Source organism: Rossellomorea sp. NS-SX7, from assembly GCF_052828565.1.
On sequence record NZ_CM128249.1, the window covers coordinates 1,022,049 to 1,043,439 of the forward strand.

General features: G+C 42.5%; 18 protein-coding genes. 14 read left to right on the forward strand and 4 right to left on the reverse strand.

Annotated elements, in window-relative coordinates; all coding sequences use genetic code 11:
- The first annotated feature begins 7 nt into the window (after positions 1 to 7).
- A complete protein-coding gene (locus tag ACUXV2_RS05000; RefSeq protein WP_446245949.1) occupies positions 8 to 1,036 on the forward strand; it encodes a sensor histidine kinase in 1,029 nt (342 codons plus the stop codon).
- A gap of 19 nt (positions 1,037 to 1,055) precedes the next feature.
- The gene (locus ACUXV2_RS05005) at positions 1,056 to 1,700 is read left to right on the forward strand and encodes a response regulator transcription factor (RefSeq protein WP_446245950.1); all 645 of its coding nucleotides are present in this window, start codon (positions 1,056 to 1,058) and stop codon (positions 1,698 to 1,700) included.
- Between the two features lie 81 nt (positions 1,701 to 1,781).
- Here the strand turns inward: ACUXV2_RS05005 and ACUXV2_RS05010 are convergent, their stop codons facing one another.
- Positions 1,782 to 2,285 (reverse strand): antibiotic biosynthesis monooxygenase family protein, encoded by a 504-nt coding sequence (locus ACUXV2_RS05010; RefSeq protein ID WP_446245951.1) that lies wholly within the window; start codon positions 2,283 to 2,285, stop codon positions 1,782 to 1,784.
- Between the two features lie 334 nt (positions 2,286 to 2,619).
- Between ACUXV2_RS05010 and hemE the strand changes: the two genes are divergently transcribed.
- The 3 genes from hemE to hemY all read left to right on the forward strand — a co-directional run bounded on the left by hemE (position 2,620) and on the right by hemY (position 6,226).
- A complete protein-coding gene (gene hemE, locus ACUXV2_RS05015; RefSeq protein ID WP_446245952.1) occupies positions 2,620 to 3,651 on the forward strand; it encodes a uroporphyrinogen decarboxylase in 1,032 nt (343 codons plus the stop codon).
- A 50-nt stretch (positions 3,652 to 3,701) separates the two neighbouring features.
- Positions 3,702 to 4,634, forward strand: coding sequence for a ferrochelatase (gene hemH / locus ACUXV2_RS05020; protein ID WP_446245953.1), 933 nt, complete (start codon positions 3,702 to 3,704; stop codon positions 4,632 to 4,634).
- Between the two features lie 203 nt (positions 4,635 to 4,837).
- A complete protein-coding gene (gene hemY / locus ACUXV2_RS05025) occupies positions 4,838 to 6,226 on the forward strand; it encodes a protoporphyrinogen oxidase (protein WP_446245954.1) in 1,389 nt (462 codons plus the stop codon).
- Positions 6,227 to 6,278: 52 nt separating this feature from the next.
- Here the strand turns inward: hemY and ACUXV2_RS05030 are convergent, their stop codons facing one another.
- Positions 6,279 to 7,685, reverse strand: a complete 1,407-nt coding sequence (locus tag ACUXV2_RS05030; RefSeq protein WP_446245955.1) for a LysM peptidoglycan-binding domain-containing protein — start codon at positions 7,683 to 7,685, stop codon at positions 6,279 to 6,281.
- Between the two features lie 313 nt (positions 7,686 to 7,998).
- On the opposite strand from ACUXV2_RS05030, the gene ACUXV2_RS05035 reads away from it, so the two are divergent.
- The 3 genes from ACUXV2_RS05035 to ACUXV2_RS05045 all read left to right on the forward strand — a co-directional run bounded on the left by ACUXV2_RS05035 (position 7,999) and on the right by ACUXV2_RS05045 (position 11,787).
- The gene (locus ACUXV2_RS05035) at positions 7,999 to 8,574 is read left to right on the forward strand and encodes a TetR/AcrR family transcriptional regulator (RefSeq protein ID WP_446245956.1); all 576 of its coding nucleotides are present in this window, start codon (positions 7,999 to 8,001) and stop codon (positions 8,572 to 8,574) included.
- A gap of 119 nt (positions 8,575 to 8,693) precedes the next feature.
- Positions 8,694 to 10,892 carry a YhgE/Pip family protein gene (locus tag ACUXV2_RS05040; RefSeq protein WP_446245957.1) on the forward strand — a complete coding sequence of 733 codons (2,199 nt, stop codon included), beginning with the start codon at positions 8,694 to 8,696 and terminating at the stop codon, positions 10,890 to 10,892.
- 142 nt (positions 10,893 to 11,034) lie between these two features.
- Positions 11,035 to 11,787 carry a FixH family protein gene (locus tag ACUXV2_RS05045; protein ID WP_446245958.1) on the forward strand — a complete coding sequence of 251 codons (753 nt, stop codon included), beginning with the start codon at positions 11,035 to 11,037 and terminating at the stop codon, positions 11,785 to 11,787.
- Positions 11,788 to 11,942: 155 nt separating this feature from the next.
- Here the strand turns inward: ACUXV2_RS05045 and yhfH are convergent, their stop codons facing one another.
- Positions 11,943 to 12,077 (reverse strand): protein YhfH, encoded by a 135-nt coding sequence (gene yhfH, locus ACUXV2_RS05050; protein ID WP_175988265.1) that lies wholly within the window; start codon positions 12,075 to 12,077, stop codon positions 11,943 to 11,945.
- Positions 12,078 to 12,272: 195 nt separating this feature from the next.
- On the opposite strand from yhfH, the gene ACUXV2_RS05055 reads away from it, so the two are divergent.
- The 4 genes from ACUXV2_RS05055 to ACUXV2_RS05070 all read left to right on the forward strand — a co-directional run bounded on the left by ACUXV2_RS05055 (position 12,273) and on the right by ACUXV2_RS05070 (position 18,379).
- The gene (locus tag ACUXV2_RS05055; RefSeq protein ID WP_446245959.1) at positions 12,273 to 13,007 is read left to right on the forward strand and encodes an MBL fold metallo-hydrolase; all 735 of its coding nucleotides are present in this window, start codon (positions 12,273 to 12,275) and stop codon (positions 13,005 to 13,007) included.
- A 10-nt stretch (positions 13,008 to 13,017) separates the two neighbouring features.
- Positions 13,018 to 14,004 (forward strand): lipoate--protein ligase, encoded by a 987-nt coding sequence (locus tag ACUXV2_RS05060; protein WP_446245960.1) that lies wholly within the window; start codon positions 13,018 to 13,020, stop codon positions 14,002 to 14,004.
- A 234-nt stretch (positions 14,005 to 14,238) separates the two neighbouring features.
- Positions 14,239 to 16,647, forward strand: a complete 2,409-nt coding sequence (locus ACUXV2_RS05065) for a M14 family zinc carboxypeptidase (RefSeq protein WP_446245961.1) — start codon at positions 14,239 to 14,241, stop codon at positions 16,645 to 16,647.
- A 175-nt stretch (positions 16,648 to 16,822) separates the two neighbouring features.
- The gene (locus tag ACUXV2_RS05070; RefSeq protein WP_446245962.1) at positions 16,823 to 18,379 is read left to right on the forward strand and encodes a fatty acid--CoA ligase family protein; all 1,557 of its coding nucleotides are present in this window, start codon (positions 16,823 to 16,825) and stop codon (positions 18,377 to 18,379) included.
- 202 nt (positions 18,380 to 18,581) lie between these two features.
- Here ACUXV2_RS05070 and ACUXV2_RS05075 read toward each other — a convergent pair whose 3' ends face one another.
- Complete coding sequence (locus ACUXV2_RS05075) at positions 18,582 to 18,896, reverse strand: hypothetical protein (RefSeq protein ID WP_446245963.1); 315 nt, start codon at positions 18,894 to 18,896, stop codon at positions 18,582 to 18,584.
- 202 nt (positions 18,897 to 19,098) lie between these two features.
- Between ACUXV2_RS05075 and ACUXV2_RS05080 the strand changes: the two genes are divergently transcribed.
- The gene (locus ACUXV2_RS05080; RefSeq protein WP_446245964.1) at positions 19,099 to 19,875 is read left to right on the forward strand and encodes an enoyl-CoA hydratase-related protein; all 777 of its coding nucleotides are present in this window, start codon (positions 19,099 to 19,101) and stop codon (positions 19,873 to 19,875) included.
- 496 nt (positions 19,876 to 20,371) lie between these two features.
- The gene (locus tag ACUXV2_RS05085; protein ID WP_446245965.1) at positions 20,372 to 21,340 is read left to right on the forward strand and encodes a nuclease-related domain-containing protein; all 969 of its coding nucleotides are present in this window, start codon (positions 20,372 to 20,374) and stop codon (positions 21,338 to 21,340) included.
- Positions 21,341 to 21,391: the final 51 nt, after the last annotated feature.

Genomic DNA, 21,391 nt, shown 5'->3' on the forward strand with positions numbered 1-21,391 from the left:
GAAATCAGTGAATCATTCATCTACCATCAGGAACTGGATTTTGAAAACTTTTATTATGATGGCCATCATGACGACATTGATCTCATTCGTTTTTCTTCAAATCTACTTGTTTGTTTCAAAGAATGAGAGTGTTTCGCTTAGCCTTTCGATTTATTTGACACTTGCACTATTTCTTATCCTAATTTCAATGAGTGTAAATTTTGGATTCCGGACAAGTTATACATTCAAAGGACGAATCGATGATATTTCCACTTTCGTGACCTTGTTAAGAAGCGGGAAGTTTTCTGCAAGGATCGAGTCGCATGAATATGACGAGCTGGGGATGCTTGCAGATGAATTGAACCAGCTTGCAAAATACATTCAAGAACAGGTGAAGTCATTACAGCGTTTAGCTGATGAGAAATCAGAACTCGCCGAGCGGGCTCACGGGGCTGCTGTCATGGAGGAACGCCAGAGACTTGCAAGGGATCTGCATGATTCGGTCAGTCAGCAGCTTTTTGCACTTAATATGCTTTCTTCAGCAGCATATAAAAGCATGGGCGACCATCCTGACAAAGCAGAAGGGATCATCCGGCAGGTGGCAGATATAGCTGCTAAGGCTCAAGGGGAAATGAGGGCACTGCTGCTTCATTTAAGACCCATAGATTTAAAGGGGGAGGGTCTTTGTGAAGCGTTGACGATTCTTATCCAGGAACTAAAGGAGAAGACACAGCTTGAAATCGAAGCGACTCTCGATGGAATAGAGAATCTTTCAAAAGGTACGGAAACTCATATGTTCAGAATCATACAGGAGAGTCTTTCCAATATACTCCGTCATTCAGAAGCATCAAAAGTGAAGATCATGACCGAGAAAAAAGAAGGTTTCGTGACCTTATATATCAGTGATAACGGGATAGGTTTTAATATTAGAGAGAACAAGATGACGTCTTATGGACTACAAACGATGAGGGAACGGGCTGAAGAAATCGGCGGAAACTTTCAAATCCGTTCAAAAGAAAAAGAAGGGACGTATATCGATTTGAGGATTCCGGTCTGATGAAAGGGGAGGATTATGTGTGGGAAAAGTAAAAGTGATGATTGTGGATGATCATGAGATGGTGAGGCTAGGGATCAAAACCTATCTGCTCACTGAAGATCGAATCGAGTTTCTTGGCGAAGCAAAGAGTGGGAATGAAGCTGTTCAGCTTGCAAAGGTATATAAACCTGATGTTATATTGATGGATCTTTTGATGGATGACGGCAACGGAATAGAAGCCACTGAAAAAATATTGACCTATCATGGCAGCTGTAAAATCATCATTCTCACAAGCTATTATGATGATGAAAAAGTATTTCCGTCTATTGAAGCAGGGGCGCATAGCTATCTATTGAAAACAGCGAGTGCAGAAGAAGTCACTTCTGCTATTTATAAAGCGGTAAAAGGAGAATCCGTCATTGCCTCTAAAGTCGCTGATAAAATGATGACAAGGTTCAGGCCCCAAGAAAGAAAGCCCCATGAAGATTTAACTGCGCGGGAGTTCGAAGTTCTGAAGTGCCTCGGTGAAGGAATGACCAATCAGGAAATCTCAGGAACCTTATACATAGGCGTGAAAACGGTGAAAACTCACGTCAGCAATATCTTAAGTAAACTGGGGGTTGCGGACCGGACTCAGGCGGCGATCTATGCAAATAGGAACGGAATCTTATATAAGAAAGAATAACGGCTGCAAAAGGCTGGCAGGGATTCCTGCCAGCCTTTTAAGTCAGCATCATGATTTGATGCGGCCTGATTGATCAGTGGGTCAATCTTCAGTAACCCCATACTCCGTTACATAAGATGCCCGGGGGAAGATGTCTTTTTTTGCATCGATCCCTTCTTCAGTGCCCCTTTTTTCGTGTGCTTTCTGATATTGCTTGGATTCCTGCCAGCCTAAGAAACTTTTACGATCTTCCCATAGCGTCATGATCACATATGTATCGCTGTCCAATGGGCGCAGCACACGTATGGCGATAAAGCCGGGAACTTCTTCTATCAGGCCTGCACGATTCTTGAATCGATATTCAAATAACGGGCGTCCTTCATCCGTGACGGGGATATTATTGAAAACGGCATATCCCCTTTTTGCCAAGGAGCCTGATTGATCGACAATTTCATACCTTCTAGGGGATTCGAATATACTGTCACCATCTGTTTCATGGACCAGGAGTGCGTCTGATCCCTGCATAAGAACCATCTTCTCATCAGGATGCTGTTTTAAAATCTTACTTAAAAACTCATGCGTTCCTGTCGTCATATACAACTTCATCTTCATTCACCTCGTAAAAGTAATCTCGCTATTAATCTTCCCTAATCTGCTCACTCTGTAACCTGATTTCCAGGATTATTTATCATGTTATCAATTAATTTACACATAAAGCTGAGTGCAGGAGAAAGCAGGCTCCTGGATTCCGGTTCAGCAACCGGCATTTCAGCCTAGTAAAATCGGCAATTTTATGACATTTTCTGTTGGAAACTATACATTTTGAGGATAAAAGTCTATAGTTTATAAGGGTTACAGTTGTACGGTTAAACAATTTTAGAATTTTATTCATTTATTATACAATAGAACCAATGGAAGATTGAAAGGTGGCCGACAAGGTATGAAACAGATGAATGACACATTTTTAAGAGCTGCAAAAGGTGAAAAAACAGACTATACACCGGTATGGTATATGAGACAGGCTGGGCGTTCACAGCCTGAATACAGAAAAATAAAGGAACAGTATTCACTATTCGAAATTACGCATCAGCCAGAGCTTTGTGCGTATGTGACCAGACTTCCGGTAGAACAATATGATGTGGATGCTGCCATTCTTTATAAAGATATCATGTCGCCGCTTCCGGCGATCGGAGTCGATGTTGAAATCAAATCGGGAATCGGCCCGGTTATCGACAATCCGATCCGTTCTGCGGCAGATGTAGAAAAGCTTGGGGAAATCGATCCTGAAAATGATGTTCCTTATGTTCTTGAAACCATTAAACTACTTACTCAGGAACAATTATCCGTACCGCTGATCGGATTTGCAGGAGCACCATTTACGATGGCAAGCTACATGATCGAAGGCGGTCCTTCCAAGAACTACAATAAAACGAAAGCATTCATGTACGCTGAACCAAAAGCCTGGTTTGCTTTAATGGACAAGCTGGCTGATATGACGATTACGTACGGTAAAGCCCAAATCAAGGCAGGGGCATCGGCCTTTCAAATCTTTGATTCGTGGGTAGGTGCATTAAATGTACAGGATTACAGAACATTCATCAAACCGATCATGGAGAAAATCTTCACCGCATTGAAAGAAGAGAACGTCCCTTTGATCATGTTTGGTGTAGGTGCCAGTCATCTGGCGAAAGAGTGGCACGACCTTCCCCTCGATGTAGTGGGACTTGACTGGCGTCTGCCGATTACGGAAGCACGTCAAATGGGTATTTCAAAAACCGTTCAAGGGAATCTTGACCCGTCAATCCTTCTCGCTCCTTGGGAAGTAATCGAGGAAAGAGCGAAAGCCATATTGGATCAGGGAATGGAACTGCCGGGCTACATTTTTAACTTGGGACATGGGGTGTTCCCATCCGTTAATCCCGACACCTTGAAACGTTTGACAGCATTTGTCCATGAATACAGTGCGAGATAATGCGAATCCTGTAACAAAAGATGATCAGACACTAAAAGAGGTGAATATAAATGGCAAAAAAGAAGATGGGCCTGTTGGTTATGGCCTATGGAACTCCATATAAAGAAGAAGATTTAGAACGCTATTATACTCATATCCGTCATGGAAGAACACCTTCTGAAGAAATGATTGAAGACCTGCGTGGAAGATATGAGGCGATCGGCGGCATCTCTCCGCTTGCGAAGATTACGATGGATCAGGCAAAGAGCCTTGAAGAGCATTTGAATTCGCTGCAGGATGAGATTGAGTTTAACATGTACCTCGGTTTGAAGCATATTGAACCTTTTGTCGAAGATGCAGTTGAACAAATGCATAAAGATGGAATTGAGGAAGCGGTATCCATTGTCCTTGCTCCTCATTTTTCCACCTTCAGTGTGAAATCGTATAATGGGAGAGCGAAAGAAACAGCAGAGAAATTAGGCGGACCTTCCATTACATCAGTGGAGAGCTGGTATGATGAGCCAAAATTCATCAAGTACTGGGTCGAAAAAGTGAAAGATACATTTGCGGGCATGAGCGAAGAAGAACGTGAGGATGCTGTGCTGATTGTTTCTGCACACAGTCTTCCTGAACGTATCCTTAAGTCTGGAGATCCGTATCCCCAGCAGCTGGAAGAGACGGCAAAAATGATTGCTGAAGGTGCCGGCGTGGAACATTATGCCGTTGGATGGCAGAGTGAAGGGAACACCCCGGATCCGTGGCTTGGTCCGGACGTTCAGGACTTGACGCGCGATCTTCATGAGGAAAAAGGGTACAAAACATTCGTGTACACTCCTGTAGGTTTTGTTGCCGATCATTTAGAGGTATTATATGATAATGACTATGAATGTAAAGTGGTAACGGATGAAATTGGTGCCAGCTACTATCGTCCTGAGATGCCGAACGCAAAACCTGAATTTATTGATGCAATGGCAGATGTCATTTTAAAGCACTTGAATAAGTAAGTCATCGCTCGTTTTGAAATTACGGGGATGTGAAGGACTGCGGCTGATGAGTTCATTCTCAGGGAGCTCAGTCCTTCTCTTTATTGATAAGGGAGCGTGCCCGTCTGCAAGCTCTGTTTTCTGAATAATGAGCAAACTCCAGATAAGGATCATAAAAGATTAATAATTAGATAAAGAAGGCGATGTTTATGAGGGGACAACAAATGAAAAAGGTTGTGGTCATTGGCGGAGGTATCACGGGTCTGGCAACCGCTTATTATTTGCAAAAAGAAATCAAAGAAAAGAATCTTCCCATCCAACTGAAATTGGTAGAGGCATCCCACCGACTGGGCGGCAAAATTCAAACACTCAGTCAGGACGGTTATGTCATAGAAAGAGGTCCTGATTCATTTGTACCGCGTAATTCAAGCCCGCTCACTCTCGCAAAAGAAATCGGGATTCAGGATACGCTTGTCAAAAGCACATGGGGAAAATCATTTGTTATTGCAGGCGGGGAGCTTTACCCTATGCCTGGAGGTTCAATTATTGGGATCCCGACCCAAATAGCCCCATTCATCACGACAAATCTATTTTCTATCACTGGAAAAATGAGAGCTGCTGCTGACTTTATCCTTCCCCGCTCCGCAGTCACCGAAGATCAGTCACTTGGAAGGTTCTTCAGGAGAAGGATGGGGGATGAAGTAGTCGACAATCTGATCGAACCTTTGCTGACAGGTATCTATGCAGGAGATATCGATCAAATGAGTCTCATGTCGACATTCCCTGAACTTCATCACATCGAACAAAAGCATCGAAGTCTGATCGCAGGTATCAAAAAAGCTGCTTCCCAGACTGAAAAAGAACAAAAGAATGGCAGATTCATGACTTTCTCAAACGGACTCCAATCACTCGTCGATGGAGTGGAACAGGCGCTCGAACCCCAGACGATTCATAAAGGGATGAAAGTTTCACACATTCACAAAGAGAAAGATCAAGGTTACACGATTGAATTTACAAACGGTCATGTTCTTGATGCTGACAGCGTAGTGATCACGACTCCTCATCATTCCCTGCAATCCATGTTTCCTTCCTATTCATTCATGGAGTATCTTAAGGAGATGCCGGCGACTTCAGTAGCAACAGTTGCTATGGGCTTTGACCGTTCAGCGATTAAAAAGAATGTGGATGGAAATGAATTTATTGTATCGAGAAATAGTGATTACTCAATAACAGCATGCACATGGACTCATAAAAAATGGCCGCATAGCGCTCCTGAAGGAAAGGTATTGCTGCGTTGTTATCTGGGGAAATCAGGGGATGAAACCATTGTTGATCTATCGGACGATCAGATAGAACAAATCGTGCTGGAAGACTTGGAGAAAATCGTGGACCTTGAAGGGAAGCCTGAATTTACAGTTGTTACCCGTTACAAGGATTCAATGCCTCAGTACACTGTAGGTCATAAAAAGCGTACGAAAGCCCTTTATCAGAACTTGGAAGAAAGGCTGCCCGGGGTCTTCATTGCCGGCAGTTCATTTGAAGGTCTGGGCATCCCTGAATGTATTGAGCAAGGGGAGAAAGTGGTAAGGAAAGTAGTCAGCTATATGCAATAGAATGGAAGGGACCTCCCGGGCGGGAGGTCCTTTTTTCTCATCGTTTCAAAGTCTATTTCACCACTCTATATCTCGCATGCTGCATCACCCAGTTCTGTGGAAATGCACTTCCGAGGACCCAATAGCTAATCCCTCTCAGTTTATATTCATCCAATGTATTATGTTTGGCTGCAATGCTTCTTGCATCTTCAAACCACACTTCATGCTGCTGTCCTGTTTCATCCCAATACTTAAAATAGGGAGCTTGATATTCATTGTCATATTGAATCCGCACACCGTATTTACCTGCTAATTCAACTGCGGCAAGCGGCGAAACGGTTTTTGCAAAAGTTCCGTCCACCCAGGGAACCTTCCAATCCCGGCCGTATAAAGGCACACCCATAAGGATTTTATTGCGAGGGATTACAGTGACAGCGTAATCCAGTACTTTTTTTACTTCGTTGATGGGAGCAATCGCCCATGGCCTTCCGCCTGCCCACCCCCACTCATAGGTCATGATCACGACAAAGTCTACGATCTCCCCGTGAGCTTTATAGTCATGAGCCTCATATAACAGACCTTTTTGATCTTCTTTGATTTTTGGTGCGAGGGCAGTGGAGATTGAATATCCTTTTGGTTTAAATGCCGCTGTAACTTTTCGAAGGAAACGGTTGTAATTTTCACGATCTTCAGGATAGACGTATTCAAAGTCGAAATTTACACCCCTATATCCTTTTGTTTCCATTGTTTTCATCAGGTTTGATAGTAAAGTGGTCTGAAGTGTTTCGTTTCTGAAAAGGGAAGCAGCTAAATCCGAGTCGAACATTGTGCCGGAATAATTGGTCAGTACAAGCAGTGGATCAACATTTGTGTCATAAGCTGCGAATATTAACCCCTCATCATTCAAAGAAGTGAGTGACCCATCTTCCTTAAAGGAATAAGTGAATGGAGATAGATAAGAGAAGTAATTCCCCAATCCCCTTACCTCACCGACCCCTTCACTTCCGGTTTGAGTGATATATGCATTTATTTCAGTTGATTTCTTTTTATTTGGGATTCGGATATTCTGGTCTGGATAGATGAGTGAAGGGTTTGGGATCTGATTTACATTTAAAATGTCCTGCAAACCAACTTTATAGTTGTAGGAAATGGTATAGAGAGTGTCTCCTGATTTGACTGTATGGTTGAAATATGGAAATACGATCAGCTGTCCGATGTAAAGCTGCGAAGGATTTGCGATTTGGTTGAAGTCAATTAGTTCCTGCATGCCGATGTTCACTTTTTGGCTGATTTCAGTTAGAGTATCGCCCGGCTGTACGATATATTCTTTATAGGGTTCGGGGATGATGAGGCTTTGTCCGATAATGAGTATGTCATTATTTTTCAATTGATTGCCATAGGAAATCTGGGACATGTTAACGTTGAATTGCCTGGAAATGGACCAAAGCGTATCTCCGCTTTTTACAACATAGATATTCACGAGGCACCTCCTAGCCTAAGTGTTCTATATAGCTTATTCTTGAAGGCTTATCTAATATGAGGGCTCTTTTGGCAAACTTTGCAGCTTACATAGGGGATTTCGGTGCCCGTGATTTGTAACATGATTGTGTTCAAGTATGATAATGTGTACGCACTTATGTATTGTTCAAAGTGTACGGAGAACGACACACTATTATCGAATAACATTAAGAAAAATATAAAATAGTTGTTTATTTTATAATGGTATGATAAATTAAATGTTGTATTAATGACTAAAAATCATTTTCGGTCATACAGTCAAAAGAGGTGAGGGAATGGCAGTTAATCGGAAACAACAAATAGTTGAGGCAGCTTCTAAATCATTTTCTTTATTCGGATATAAAGCTACGACTATGGATCAGGTAGCGAAGCTCGCGAACGTAGGCAAAGGCACAATTTATACGTTTTTTAAAAATAAGGAAGAATTGTTTGATGAAATCGTGACATCATTGATCAATGAAATGAAAAAGGAAGCAGAGGTTGTGATTGACCCTCAAGAATCTTTTTCGGAGAATGTTCACAGGGCACTGTTTCGCCTGCTTGAGTTCCGTAAAGAGCATAAGCTGACGATCAAGTTGTATCAGGAAGCAAGAGAAATCGGAACCCCTGCGGTTTCAGAAGTGATTGATCGGATGGAAAAAGCGGTCATTGAGTTTTTGAGTCACCGTATTGAAAAGGCGATTGCCTCAGGGGCGATTAAGCCATGCAATCCAGAAATGACTGCTTTTATTATGTTGAAGCTATATGTCTCATTGATCTTTGATTGGGAACGGGCCCATGGTCCACTCGACAAAGACGAAATTTCCAATCTGTTTGAACTGTATCTAATTAAAGGGTTATCTGCAGGATAGTCCTTCATTTTTGACCGGAAATGACCAAACGAATAAAATGGTCAATTATTTTTTGGGACAATATGACTACTTGAGGAAATTGGTCAATTGTTCTAATCTGATTAATTTAGGAGGAAAATATGAAGAATTCATTTACAGGCGCAGAATTTAAAGCGATTTTTCGCAACAAAAAGCTGCTTATACCGATTCTCGCTGTATTATTCATCCCGGTCTTATACAGCGGTATGTTTCTTTGGGCGTTTTGGGATCCATATGAACAGCTGAATGATTTACCCGTGGCAGTTGTAAACAGCGACCGCGGGGCTGAGTTTGATGGGGAAAATCTCCACATCGGGGACGACCTTGTTGAGAAGTTGAAAGAAAGTGATCAGTTCGATTTTCACTTTGTAGACAAAGAAGAAGGATATAAGAATCTGGAGAAGCAGGATTACTATATGCTTGTGGAAATTCCAGAGAATTTCTCCGAAAATGGAACCACCCTTCTTGATGAAAAGCCTCAAAAACTGGCTCTGAAGTATGTTCCGAATGAAAGTTTTAACTTCTTGTCAGCTCAAATCGGGGATACAGCCATGAAAGAAATTAAGGCAAGCCTTTCACAATCTGTTTCTGAAACATATGCGGAGACCATGTTTGATAAGATTCAGGAAATGGGGGATGGGTTCCAGACAGCTAGTGACAAGGCCGGGGAAATCAACAATGGTGCCATAGACTTGTCAAAAGGGGCAAAGACTTTAAAAGAAAATTTAGCCGTGCTGGCTGAGAAAAATGTTGAAATGACTGACGGCGTCGCACAAACGAAGGCGGGTGCTGCCGAACTTGCGGATGGTTCAAAGGAATTATCTGACGGTGTCGGTGTCATGACGGATAAAACCAAGCAATTGTTCAAAGGCACACAGGATGTACAAACCGGGATCGATACACTTGCCGGTGGTATCGACAAGAGCAAGGCAGGCCTTGAAGAAGTCGATGCCGGGCTTGAAAGTGCAGTCGACAACACAGCCAAATTATATGCCGGTTCTCAAACATTGGCAGAAAAAATTGGAGAACTCCAAACAGGAGCGGATCGTGCCCAGGCCGGAGCCAAGGCGATCGGCTCAGGAGCCGCTGAACTTGAAGAGCAATTGGCACCTTTCATGGGCAGCCTGCCCCAAGATAAACAGGAAGAGTTAAAGGCGGCAATAAATGAAATTAAACAAGGTGCATCCGGTCTTGAAACCGGAACAGGTTCTCTCAGCACCGGTGCTACCGAGCTGCAAAAAGGCGCAGGAAGCCTTGCCGGCGGACTCGGGCAGCTAAATGAAGGACAGAAAAAACTGCAAGGCGGTGTCGACCAACTCGTTGCCGGCTCAGCTCAGCTTGACCGGGGTTCCAATCAGCTTCAGGCGGGTCAGGCTGAAATTGTCAAGAACTTCGGCCTGTTGACTGAAAAGATGGGCGATGTCTACAATGGAACCGTTCGTCTTGCATCAGGCGCCAATGAATTAAATTCAGGCCTTAATAGAGTGTATGCCGGATCGACTCAATTGGCGGATGGATCGAAGCAGCTTGCAGACGGTTCGGTTCAGTTAGCGGAAGGGTCGACAAAACTGTCTGATGGAACAACCGAATATGAAAACAAATTAAAAGACGCTGCAAAAGAAGCAAACAGTGTAGAGCCTAATGGTGGAACGTATGACATGATGGCTGCTCCAGTCGATGTGAAAAATGAAAAAATCAATCATGTGCCGAACTATGGAACCGGTTTTGCTCCATACTTCCTTTCACTGGGGCTGTTTGTCGGGGCATTATTGATTTCAATTGTCTATCCATTGAAAGAGCCGGCAGACCGTCCATCCAGCGGAATGAGCTGGTTCATGGGTAAATTCACAGTGCTGACGACAGTGGGAATCATACAATCACTGATTGCTGCCGCCATCTTATTGTTTGGGTTAGGTCTGGAAGTAGAAAGTGTACCATTGTTCCTGCTTTCTACCATCATCACCAGCCTTACGTTCCTTGCATTAATTCAAATGCTTGTGACAATCCTGGGTGATCCTGGACGATTCGTTGCAATCATCATCTTGATCCTGCAATTGACGACAAGTGCAGGGACATTCCCGTTAGAATTGATTCCAAGTGCCCTGCAGCCAATCAGTGCATTGCTGCCGATGACTTACTCTGTATCAGCTTTCAAAGCTGTCATCTCAAGCGGCGACTTTGGTTTCATGTGGCAGAATCTATTCATTCTGCTCGGATACTTCCTTGTCTTTATCGTCTTGACGTCAATTTTCTTTATGGGATTATTCAAGAAACAATATTCAAAAACAGTCGATGCTTAATTTGCAAAAGGAGATGCCCAGGCATCTCCTTTTTAGGTTCATCAAATGGACAAACCATTTTTGAAAATCAAGGTGTATACTATGTGATGGAAAGTTCAAAATGGTTAATGAGAATAAGATTGCTTATCAAAGGAGAATGATGATGAAGAAGACACTGTTATTTTTATTGATGGGTGTTCTGGCTATATTTATTTCTGCATGCGGAAACTCGAATGCTAATGACTCCTCAACGGAAGAGAACAAGATGGAACCGCTTGCGGCAGAACTTGATGTACCTGAAAAAGGTGACAAAGGAAAAGCCGTTTCACTTTCCGTAAAAGTCACTCAAGGTGATGAAAATGTGGAAGATGCAGATGAAGTGAAATATGAAGTATGGAAGAATGGTCATAAAGAAGAAAGTGAAATGATTGAGGCCAAGCATGACAAGAGCGGTATATATGAAGCCGAAAAAACATTTGATGAAGACGGAATGTATACGGTTCAGGTCCATGTGACGGCCCGTGATATGCATACCATGCCGAAAACTGAAATAGCGATTGGTGAAGTTCATGAAGAAGGACATGGAGGTGAGGGGGGCGATGATCACCATGGCCACCACGAGAATACAGTTACTATTCATCTGATGAAGCCTGACCCAATCAAAGCGAATGAAGAGGCTGAATGGAACGTGCAGGTGGAAGACGAAGGGAATGCTTTGGAAGATGCGGAAGTGCGTCTGGAAATCTTTAAAGAAGGCCAGGAAAAGCATGAATGGGTGGACCTTGCCGCTGATGAAGCAGGTATTTATAATGGTTCTTATGCCTTCCCTGAGAAGGGGAAGTATAACGTTCAGGTCCATGTGACCAAAGGGGAAGAAATTCACGAACACACCATGCAGACAGTAGAAGTCAATTAACAGTAAAAAGGATGCTCTTAATTAAAAGAGCATCCTTTTTATTATCCAGTTCCGTCGGCCAGTCCCCTTGAGAAGTCAAAGAACGTCATTTCTGACAGGTTTCACTCTTCGGATGGATACATCCGTTTCCTTTAGCAACTAGCAACCTTTGATTCCTAGTATTCGTAATCGGTTGTACATTTCTCGCAGTAAATACCGTAGCATTCATGCTGCTCTTCAATTACTTCCCCACATTGTGCACAAGACTTAGGCGGCAAATTTCGAAAGAATTCCATAATATTTTTTACCATGTTCATCACCCTCCGTAATTTTTATTCACCCGTCATTTGTTTGTGTTATATAACTGGTGTGTTAATTTATTTTATTGTATTATAACAGTATGAATCCCGTCAATGATTTATTTCAAATTGGGCGGAAAAAATGAAAAAATAGGCAGAATGCAGTATAGTAGGGTTGTATGACAAATTTCGCCGGGGAGGTTCAATATGAAACTGACCATCATCGGTCATTGGGGTGGCTATCCGAAGGCAGGCGAAGCCAGCACAGGGTATTTGCTCGAACACGATGGCTTTACATTATTAGTGGATTGCGGGAGCGGGGTACTCTCTCATTTGCAAAAATATATTGATCCAACTGAATTGGATGCCGTACTAATTTCCCATTATCATCCGGATCACATCGCTGACATCGGCGTACTGCAGCATGCTTTATTAATACAGTACTTTCTAGGAAAATCAAAAGGCACGTTGCCGGCTTATGGCCATAATGAAGATGCTCATGGTTTCAGGTCACTTACATATAAACAATTCATGGAAGCTCACGAGTACAATGAGAATTCCAAATTAACGATCGGACCATTCTCCGTCACATTTGTGAAGACCAAACATCCGGTCCCATGTTACGGTATGCGAATTGAAGCGGATGGAAAATCCATTTTCTACACAGCGGACTCAGCCTTCAAACATTCCTTTGTGACGTTTGGACAGGATGCAGATCTGCTGCTTTGTGAGTGTAATTTCTATGGCGGGATGGATGCTTCGGGTGCAGGTCACATGACAAGCCTGGATGCAGGAAGGCTTGCTCATGAATCTGGGGCGAAGAAGCTGATTCTGACCCATCTTCCTCATTTTGGTGACCTTGAACAATTAGTCTCAGAATCGAAAACAATCTACAAAGGTGAGGTACAGCTCGCCAAACAGGGTATGGAAATCGTCATTTAGGAGGATTACAATGTTATTTATCGATAATAAAGGGATCACAGATCCAAGAATCAACCTGGCAATTGAAGAGTATGCATTGAAGAATCTTGACATCAACGAAAGCTACTTATTGTTCTATATCAATGAACCTTCAATCATCATCGGTAAAAATCAAAATACGATCGAAGAAATCAATACAGAATATGTGGAAAAAGAAGGGCTTCACGTAGTGAGGCGTCTTTCAGGCGGAGGTGCCGTATACCACGACCTCGGTAACCTTAACTTCAGTTTCATCACGAAAGATGACGGTGAAAGCTTTCATAACTTCCAAAAATTCACGGAACCCGTTGTGCAAGCCTTAAACAAGCTTGGTGTCAATGCTGAACTGAGCGGACGGAATGATTTGCTGGCAGAAGGAAGAAAAATATCAGGAAATGCCCAGTTTTCTACAAAGGGGCGTATGTTCAGTCACGGAACGTTATTGTTTGATTCAGAAATGGAAAACGTTGTATCTGCCCTTAAAGTGAAAAAGGATAAAATTGAATCAAAGGGAATCAAATCCATCCGCAGCCGGGTCGCAAATATCTCTGAGTTCCTTCCTGAAAAAATGACCATTGAAGAGTTTCGTTCCACGCTTCTTGATTATATTTTTGATGGAAGCGATGTAGAAGAATATGTGCTGACAGAAGAAGATTGGAAAAACATCCATGAACTTTCCAAAGAACGTTATCAGAATTGGGAATGGAACTATGGAAAATCCCCGAAATTCAATCTGCAGCATTCACACCGTTTCCCGGTTGGCCAGATTGATGTTCGCTTGGAAGTGAATAAGGGCTCCATAGAAAATTGTAAAATATACGGAGACTTTTTTGGAGTCGGCAACGTTGATGAAGTTGAAGATAAGTTGACTGGCACACGATATGAACGGAAGGAGATCGCACAAGCTTTGGAAGGTGTGGATATCCAACACTATTTTGGAAATATAACAAAAGAAGAATTTGTTGATTTGGTGTATTAATACAGGAAGATGTTGAAAAGTGCTCCCGTTTTGGGCAGCACTTTTTTTATTTTCACAGAGTAGATTACTCCGTGAATGAAATCTTAATTTCTAAGAGTTCAGGGGTGAACACATATTGAAGTTTTTAATGGATTTGGTAGGATTCTACCACTAAAAATATAGAACTAAATATTTATGTACCAAGTTGAATTATTATTCTATCATTATAGTATTACATAATTTGGAGGTACATACATGAAAAACAAGTTTATTGCAGGAATTGCTAGTTTTACGCTGCTGGCTTCGACCCCTTTCAACGTAATGGCCGAATCTCCCCAAACGGTCATCCAAAACACCCAACTAGAGGAAAAAGAGAAAAGCTTATTCAATAGTGAGCACTATGATTTTGTGAAGTACTCACAGATAGAAGGAAAACTGGATGCTCTTGCCAAGGAGAGCAGCCGGATTACCGTTGAAAAGAGCGAAACAAAGTCTGCTCTTGGGCAGGATATGTATGTCGTGACAGTGTCCGATCCTTCTGCAAAAGGAAAATTCGGATTTTATAAAGGTCTGCGGAAAAAAATGATCCAATCACCTGAAAAAGCTCAGGATTTCATCGATAAGCACCCCGATCTAAAAGTACCGGTCATGATAAACGGTTCCATCCACGGGACCGAGTTTGTAGGCACTGACGCAGTTCTTCAGTTAATTGAACGATTTGCAACCGACAATGACGAGGAGACAAAAACGATTCTTGAAGACCATATTCTCATTTTCAACGTGACAGCCAATCCGGATGGGCGTATCGGTGCAACCCGCTTCAACGGGAATGGGATCGATCTCAATCGTGACTTCATCACTCAGTCCCAGCCTGAAACGGAACATATGGTGGATTTGATCACGGAATGGAATCCGATGGTGTTCCTTGATCTTCATGGATATGTGAAGGGGTACGGCGGACCTTCAAAACCTGGTTTAATTGAGCCGTGCACCCCTCCCCATAATCCAAACTATGAATATGATCTGTATTCAAAATGGGCCATGAGTCAGGCGGAAGCAATGGAAGCAAGCATAGTAGGAAATAAGGCTGACTATGATAATACCAATACAGAGACATCAAAAGTAGATTATCAGAATATGGAGGGTACATACATCCCGCAGCGTGATGATTCGGCAGGATGGGACGATTATCCGCCAATCTTCACTCCGATGTATGCTATGTATCATGGGGCATACGGATTTACGCTTGAAGCACCGACAAATGATTGGGATGGAGTCAAGTGGACGTATGATGCTGTAATGGGAGCGTTGAACTTTGCAAGTGAAAATAAAACGGAAATGGTAAAAGATCAAATTGAAGTGTTCAAGCGCGGCGTCCAATTTGATCATCCCTTCCACAAAGAAGGTCATTTCCCGTCAGCGTATATTTTACCTAGTGACGTACAAGATCAAACGGCCACTCAAAAAGCTGTAGAGCACCTTCAAGAAAATGATATTACCGTGGAAGAAGTAAAGAAAGAGTTTACGTATGAGGGTGTGAACTATCCGAAAGGAACGTACATCGTCCGGATGGATCAGGCGAAAGCAGGACTTGCCAACACCATGCTTTGGGATGGTGAAGATATCACAGAAGATACGCCGAGCATGTATGACATTTCCGCATGGAACCTTCCGGAATTATGGGGATTCGAAGCAGTTGAGGTCAGCAGTGAAGATCAACTGAATGTGAAGTCCAATGAAGTGCGTGTACTTGATTCGAAAGGTGAAGTGATTGGTGACGGACCATTCGCCATTCCAAATTCTTCAGTGGAATCTGTATCGCTGGCAAATCAGTTATTAAATGATGGCCACACTTTATACAGAGGCAGCGATGGTACATTATATGCTGACAGTTCAGCTAAATCAGAGCTTCAGGGGCTCGTAAAAGATTCAGCTGTCATAATCTCCACCGAAGCCATCCCGGAGGATGCAAAAGAAATGACCGCCCAGACTGTTACAATCCTTAAAGATGGCGGAATCAATAAAGCTCAATCACATTCCGGGACCAAACTGGCACTTAAGCGTATGGGATTCCAAGTTGTTGAAAAGACTCCTGTGCAGGTAGCAGAAGAAGGATTGGGAGATAGTGATGTCTTCATTTATAATGGAAAGTCAAACTTGATTTCTTATGAAAACAGTACTGCCAATAAGGAGTTTGGTTTACAGGACGAAGCTCAATATGAAGAGTTTAAAGCAAACGTGGAAAGCTTTGTTGCTCGAGGTGGAAACTATCTGGCCATCGGGGCAGGCGCTTCCCAAGCATCTACTAAACTTGGCCTCAGTGATGTAGAAGTAAAAACGGGCGGCTCAAACAGCAATGGAATCGTTCAGCTGACACACGGGGATTCAACTTATACAGCCGGGTATAATGCCGGGGATCTAGGGTTTGTCTACCAGCCGACCTGGTACTCAAATACTGAAAACAAAGAAGTGTTATCAAGCTATAAAGATAGTGAAGATTTCTTCATGGCAGGTCATTGGAAAGGCAGAGAGCAGGCTCAGGGCAAACCGGTCATGGTGAAAGACGGGAATGTCCTGTTCATCGGCTTGGAACCAACGTTCCGCGATCATACAGATTACCTGTTCCGACTGGTGTCAAACGCCATTTTTGCCGGATCGAACTAATCATGATGCAGAGGAAGACTGTCCTGGTAAGGGCAGTCTTTTCCTATTTTCCATCAACTTTTTTATGAAGCGGGGGACTTGTATTAATAGTATTCTTTATATAAAATATATTTTGAATACTTTTAATAATTAGATGAATGACCATTCATTCATTTTACAAAGGGGAGGGATTTCAATGAATATTTCATCACGATTGGAACAAATTGCTCTGGAAAATTCGGATAAGACAGCTTATCATTTCCTGGCTCACTCGAGTACATACGGAGAATTAAATGCTGCTGTGTCCAAATTTGCAAGCGGCATGGAGCAGCTGGGGTTGAAAAAAGGGGATCATATCGCACTTGTGCTTGGGAACTCACCACATTTTGTCATAGGGTTGTATGGGGCGCTTCGCCTCGGACTAAAGGTCATTCCCGTTAATCCGATTTATACACCTGACGAAATCGGCTATATCCTTAAGAACGGGGATGTTAAAGCCGTCGTTACATTAGATCTGCTTCTCCCATTGATTGAGAAGATGCAGCATCTTTTGCTTGATGTGCAGAACTTCATTCTTTGTGAATCTGGTGATGAACGGGCAAAAGGGATTGATCTAGAAAAACTTTCTTCGGTAAATCCAAAATTGAAATCGTTTACAGAGGTCCTGACAAATGGAGAGATGGGCTTTAAAGGACCCCAAATCGATGAAGAGGAAGTCGCCATCATCCTATACACTTCCGGCACAACCGGAAAGCCTAAAGGAGCGATGCTGACACATAAGAATATTTATTCAAATGCTATGGATGTCGGAAGCTACCTGAAGATGAATGAAGAAGACAGAGTCATCACCGCTCTTCCGATGTTCCACGTTTTCTGTCTGACCGTCGTCTTGAATGCACCATTGATGACCGGGGCGACATTATTGATTGTCCCGCGCTTCAGTCCAAGTGATATTTTTGCCCTTTCGAAAGAGTATCAGCCGACTGTGTTTGCCGGTGTTCCGACGATGTACAACTTTCTTTATCAATATCCTGAAGGCAATCCGGAAGATTTATCTTCGCTGCGACTATGCATATCCGGTGGTGCCTCTTTACCGGTTGCCTTACTTAAAAACTTCGAAAAGAAATTCAATGTTATGATTTCGGAAGGGTACGGATTATCAGAAGCATCTCCTGTCACATGCTTCAATCCACTGGACCGTCCCAGAAAACCTGGTTCAATCGGAACCTCCATCATGAACATTGAAAATAAAGTAGTCGATGAACTCGGAGATGAAGTTCCTGTCGGACAGGTGGGAGAACTGATCGTAAGGGGTCCGAATGTCATGAAAGGCTATTATAAAATGGAAGAGGAAACAGCGGCAGCCATCCGTGACGGCTGGCTGTATACCGGGGACCTGGCCCGGATGGACGAAGAAGGCTACTTCTATATCGTAGACCGCAAAAAAGAATTGATCATCGTCGGCGGCTACAACGTCTATCCGCGTGAAGTGGAAGAGGTTCTCTATAATCATCCTCAAATTGTGGAAGCTGCAGTCATCGGTGTACCTGACCCTGAAATGGGAGAAGCAGTAAGCTGTTATGTAGTCAAAAATGACCCATCACTCACGGAAGACGCAGTAAAGGAATATTGCAAAGAACATTTGGCAAAGTATAAGCTTCCTTCTCATATTGAATTCCTCGACGAACTACCAAAAAATACAACTGGGAAGATATTGAGAAGAGCGTTGAAAGAGCAAGTGCTTCAATCTTAATAATAAACTGTTCCTAAAGGATTGTTCCTTTTCGTACAAAGTGCAGAAGTGTTGGGATGTGCCCTTTTAGAACACAATCTTTAATGAGATAAGGACATGCCCATGTAACGGTAGTTGCCTGTGTATAGTGCATCATCAATGTTTGTAAAAAAAAACTGATAAAAAGCTGTTCAGTGTAAACTGAGCAGCTTTTTTATTCCTGCTATTTCATTGCTTTACTTTGCTGGAGAAGCTTTGATTCACCTTTCTCCCACTTTTCTACCTGTTCAATGGCTTGTTCCGGGGTAAAGCCCTGCCCTACTAATACTCCTGATAAAATAAATTCCTGAAATAGATGAGTCAGGTTAATTCCTTCTTCTACCTCTGTAAGAGCACGGTCCACTAGAGGCTGGATGTACTCAACCCACTGATCTGGAAGACTTTTAGCCTCTCTAAAAGTATGAGTATTCCAATCTGTCCCTCCATGGGAATATTGATTATGCTGAGGATGATAGTTATGGTTAAAACCATAGTACATACTAAATGCAGCTCCTTATTAGATAAGTATCATTGTCAGTTTATGGAGTAGGCATGTATCTGTTGTGCCTATTTTAAAAGCATTGCCACTGATATGATTAGCTATTTTGCTCACACATCCAACATTTATGAAAGGGTTTTCTCTTTTTTTGTCGAATGATACATACTGAGAAACTACTATACAAACAAAGGGGAGAACCATCTTGGAATCTATCTTATTGGAACAAAAGGGGCATACTGCCATTGTAACGATCAACCGTCCAGAGGCGATGAATGCCTTTAATTATGATACGTTAAATGAATTACAGCAGGTAGTGGACTCACTGCGCATCAATCCTGATGTACGAGTTGTGATTTTTACAGGAAGCGGTGACAAAGCATTCAGCGTGGGGGCTGATTTAAAGGAGCGTAAAACGTTAACCGAAGCGCAAGTGCTTAGAAATGTATATAAAATAGGAGAAGTCTTTCAATCCGTTGCCACCCTTCCTCAGCCGACGATTGCAGCAATGAACGGTTACGCATTCGGCGGGGGAATGGAGCTTGCCCTCGCTTGTGATTTCAGACTGGCTGCAGCCGGCACATCAATGGGACTTACTGAAACAAGCCTTGCCATCATCCCTGGAGCGGGAGGGACACAGCGCCTGCCGAGATTGATCGGGGAATCGAAGGCGCTTGAACTCATCCTTACTGCCAAGAGGCTGACTTCAGAGGAAGCTCATCAAATCGGCCTGGTAACAAAGGTGGTAAGCAAGGATCACTTCCTCGAAGAAGTTGGTGCATTCGTCGAACCAATGCTCTCAAACGGTCCAATCGCCCTGCAGCAGGCTAAGTTCGCCGTGAAGAACGGAATGAATGTAGATCTTCAAACCGGTTTGCAAATCGAAAGAAAAGCATACGAAATCACGATACCGACAGAGGACCGCGTGGAAGCGTTACTCGCATTCAGTGAGAAGAGAAAGCCGGAGTTTAAGGGGAAATAATCTTATATGGAAGCTCGCCTGTTTTTTGGGGCGGGTTTTTTATTTTAGGATTGGATAGGGGGGAGGGTTCGAGTGTTCGAGATGGATTAGGGCTTGGTATGAGTGTGAAGGTTCATCCTTCATGTTCTGGGGGCAGGTTATTGGTAGATTTGTCTGTTTTGGCTGGATAGTAGTGGATGGGGGAGTTGGTGGATGATTGAGGATTGGGGGGGGGATGAGGTTTTTTTGAAAAAGGGTTTTGACAAATTGAGATTTTGTTAATGGGGTGTGGGATGAGATAAAGAAAATTCGACTAGTTGCGCAATTATCAGGATTGTGGCGCAATTATTTTTAATGTAGCTCAATAAATGATAAAGCGGCGCAATTATCCATAAACCTGCGCAATTATCGGGAAAGTGGCGCAAATAATATTAATATATTTATATTCCAATCAGTGAGCAGGATTTTCTATATTTAAAGAGAAGATTTTATAGATAAATGATGAAGGAGTGATCAATTGTTTGCAAAAGACAGATTGAAGCCGGTAAAAATTGACCAAAATGAAGCCTTGTTGAGGGGGTTGGATAACAACCATCCGAAGATTCCACTCATTGAACAAGATCTCAAGAAAAGAAAGGCAGGTTTTAATGGAGAAAAAGCGGTGGACTACCAATTAAGTTTTTTAACTGATAAAAAATATATGATATTCAATGATTTAAAACTTCCACTAACCCCTCACCACTTTCAAATCGATTCGCTACTATTTACGCCTTACTATACTTTAATCCTTGAAATAAAAAACATATCCGGTACCCTCACAATCGATTCCGAATTTAATCAACTGACTAAGAGTTTCAATGGAATAGAAACAGGTTTTCTAGACCCTATAATGCAGGCACAACGTCAGAAGCTGTTCCTCCAAAGGTTTTTTTATGATCATAATCTGATTATCCCTCCGATTGAATACCTCGTGGTGATAAGTAATCCCAATACAATTCTTAAAATGGCCAATCGCCAGACCCTCCAGCCCCCATACGATAAAATCATCCACGCCCAAAACCTAATTAGGGAAATCAGTAAATTGAATAGTATTTACACCGAGGAGAAAGTCACTAAAAAAGAGCTCAGAAAGATTAAGAAAGTACTTCTTAATAAGCATGACACCAATTTTACGAGCATATTGAATACGTATGGGATCAATGAGGATGAGATACAAAGAGGTGTATTCTGTGAGATTTGTTCTAAAAAAATGGAACGTGTCTACGGAACTTGGTACTGTAGTAGCTGCAAGTTTTCCTCAAAAAGAGCACATCAACAAAAAATTAATGATTATTTCTTATTGATAAAGCCTTTCATTACAAACAAAGAACTGAGGAAATTTCTTGATTTAGAATCCCGAAAAACTGCAGAAAAAATATTAAACTCCCTCAACCTAAAAACCACCGGCACCACCAAAGCAACCACCTACCATAAAGAATTCCACTAACCAATCACCATCAACCCAAACAGCCCTTTTGACATCACACTCCAAATCTAT

Coding starts and splice junctions, on each gene's coding strand:
- ACUXV2_RS05070 (WP_446245962.1), top strand. CDS start 16,823: ATGAATATTTCATCACGATTGGAACAAATTGCTCTGGAAAATTCGGAT.
- hemE (WP_446245952.1), top strand. CDS start 2,620: ATGAAACAGATGAATGACACATTTTTAAGAGCTGCAAAAGGTGAAAAA.
- ACUXV2_RS05035 (WP_446245956.1), top strand. CDS start 7,999: ATGGCAGTTAATCGGAAACAACAAATAGTTGAGGCAGCTTCTAAATCA.
- ACUXV2_RS05075 (WP_446245963.1), bottom strand. CDS start 18,896: ATGTACTATGGTTTTAACCATAACTATCATCCTCAGCATAATCAATAT.
- ACUXV2_RS05045 (WP_446245958.1), top strand. CDS start 11,035: ATGAAGAAGACACTGTTATTTTTATTGATGGGTGTTCTGGCTATATTT.
- yhfH (WP_175988265.1), bottom strand. CDS start 12,077: ATGGTAAAAAATATTATGGAATTCTTTCGAAATTTGCCGCCTAAGTCT.
- ACUXV2_RS05060 (WP_446245960.1), top strand. CDS start 13,018: ATGTTATTTATCGATAATAAAGGGATCACAGATCCAAGAATCAACCTG.
- hemH (WP_446245953.1), top strand. CDS start 3,702: ATGGCAAAAAAGAAGATGGGCCTGTTGGTTATGGCCTATGGAACTCCA.
- ACUXV2_RS05040 (WP_446245957.1), top strand. CDS start 8,694: ATGAAGAATTCATTTACAGGCGCAGAATTTAAAGCGATTTTTCGCAAC.
- ACUXV2_RS05055 (WP_446245959.1), top strand. CDS start 12,273: ATGAAACTGACCATCATCGGTCATTGGGGTGGCTATCCGAAGGCAGGC.
- hemY (WP_446245954.1), top strand. CDS start 4,838: ATGAAAAAGGTTGTGGTCATTGGCGGAGGTATCACGGGTCTGGCAACC.
- ACUXV2_RS05010 (WP_446245951.1), bottom strand. CDS start 2,285: ATGAAGTTGTATATGACGACAGGAACGCATGAGTTTTTAAGTAAGATT.
- ACUXV2_RS05065 (WP_446245961.1), top strand. CDS start 14,239: ATGAAAAACAAGTTTATTGCAGGAATTGCTAGTTTTACGCTGCTGGCT.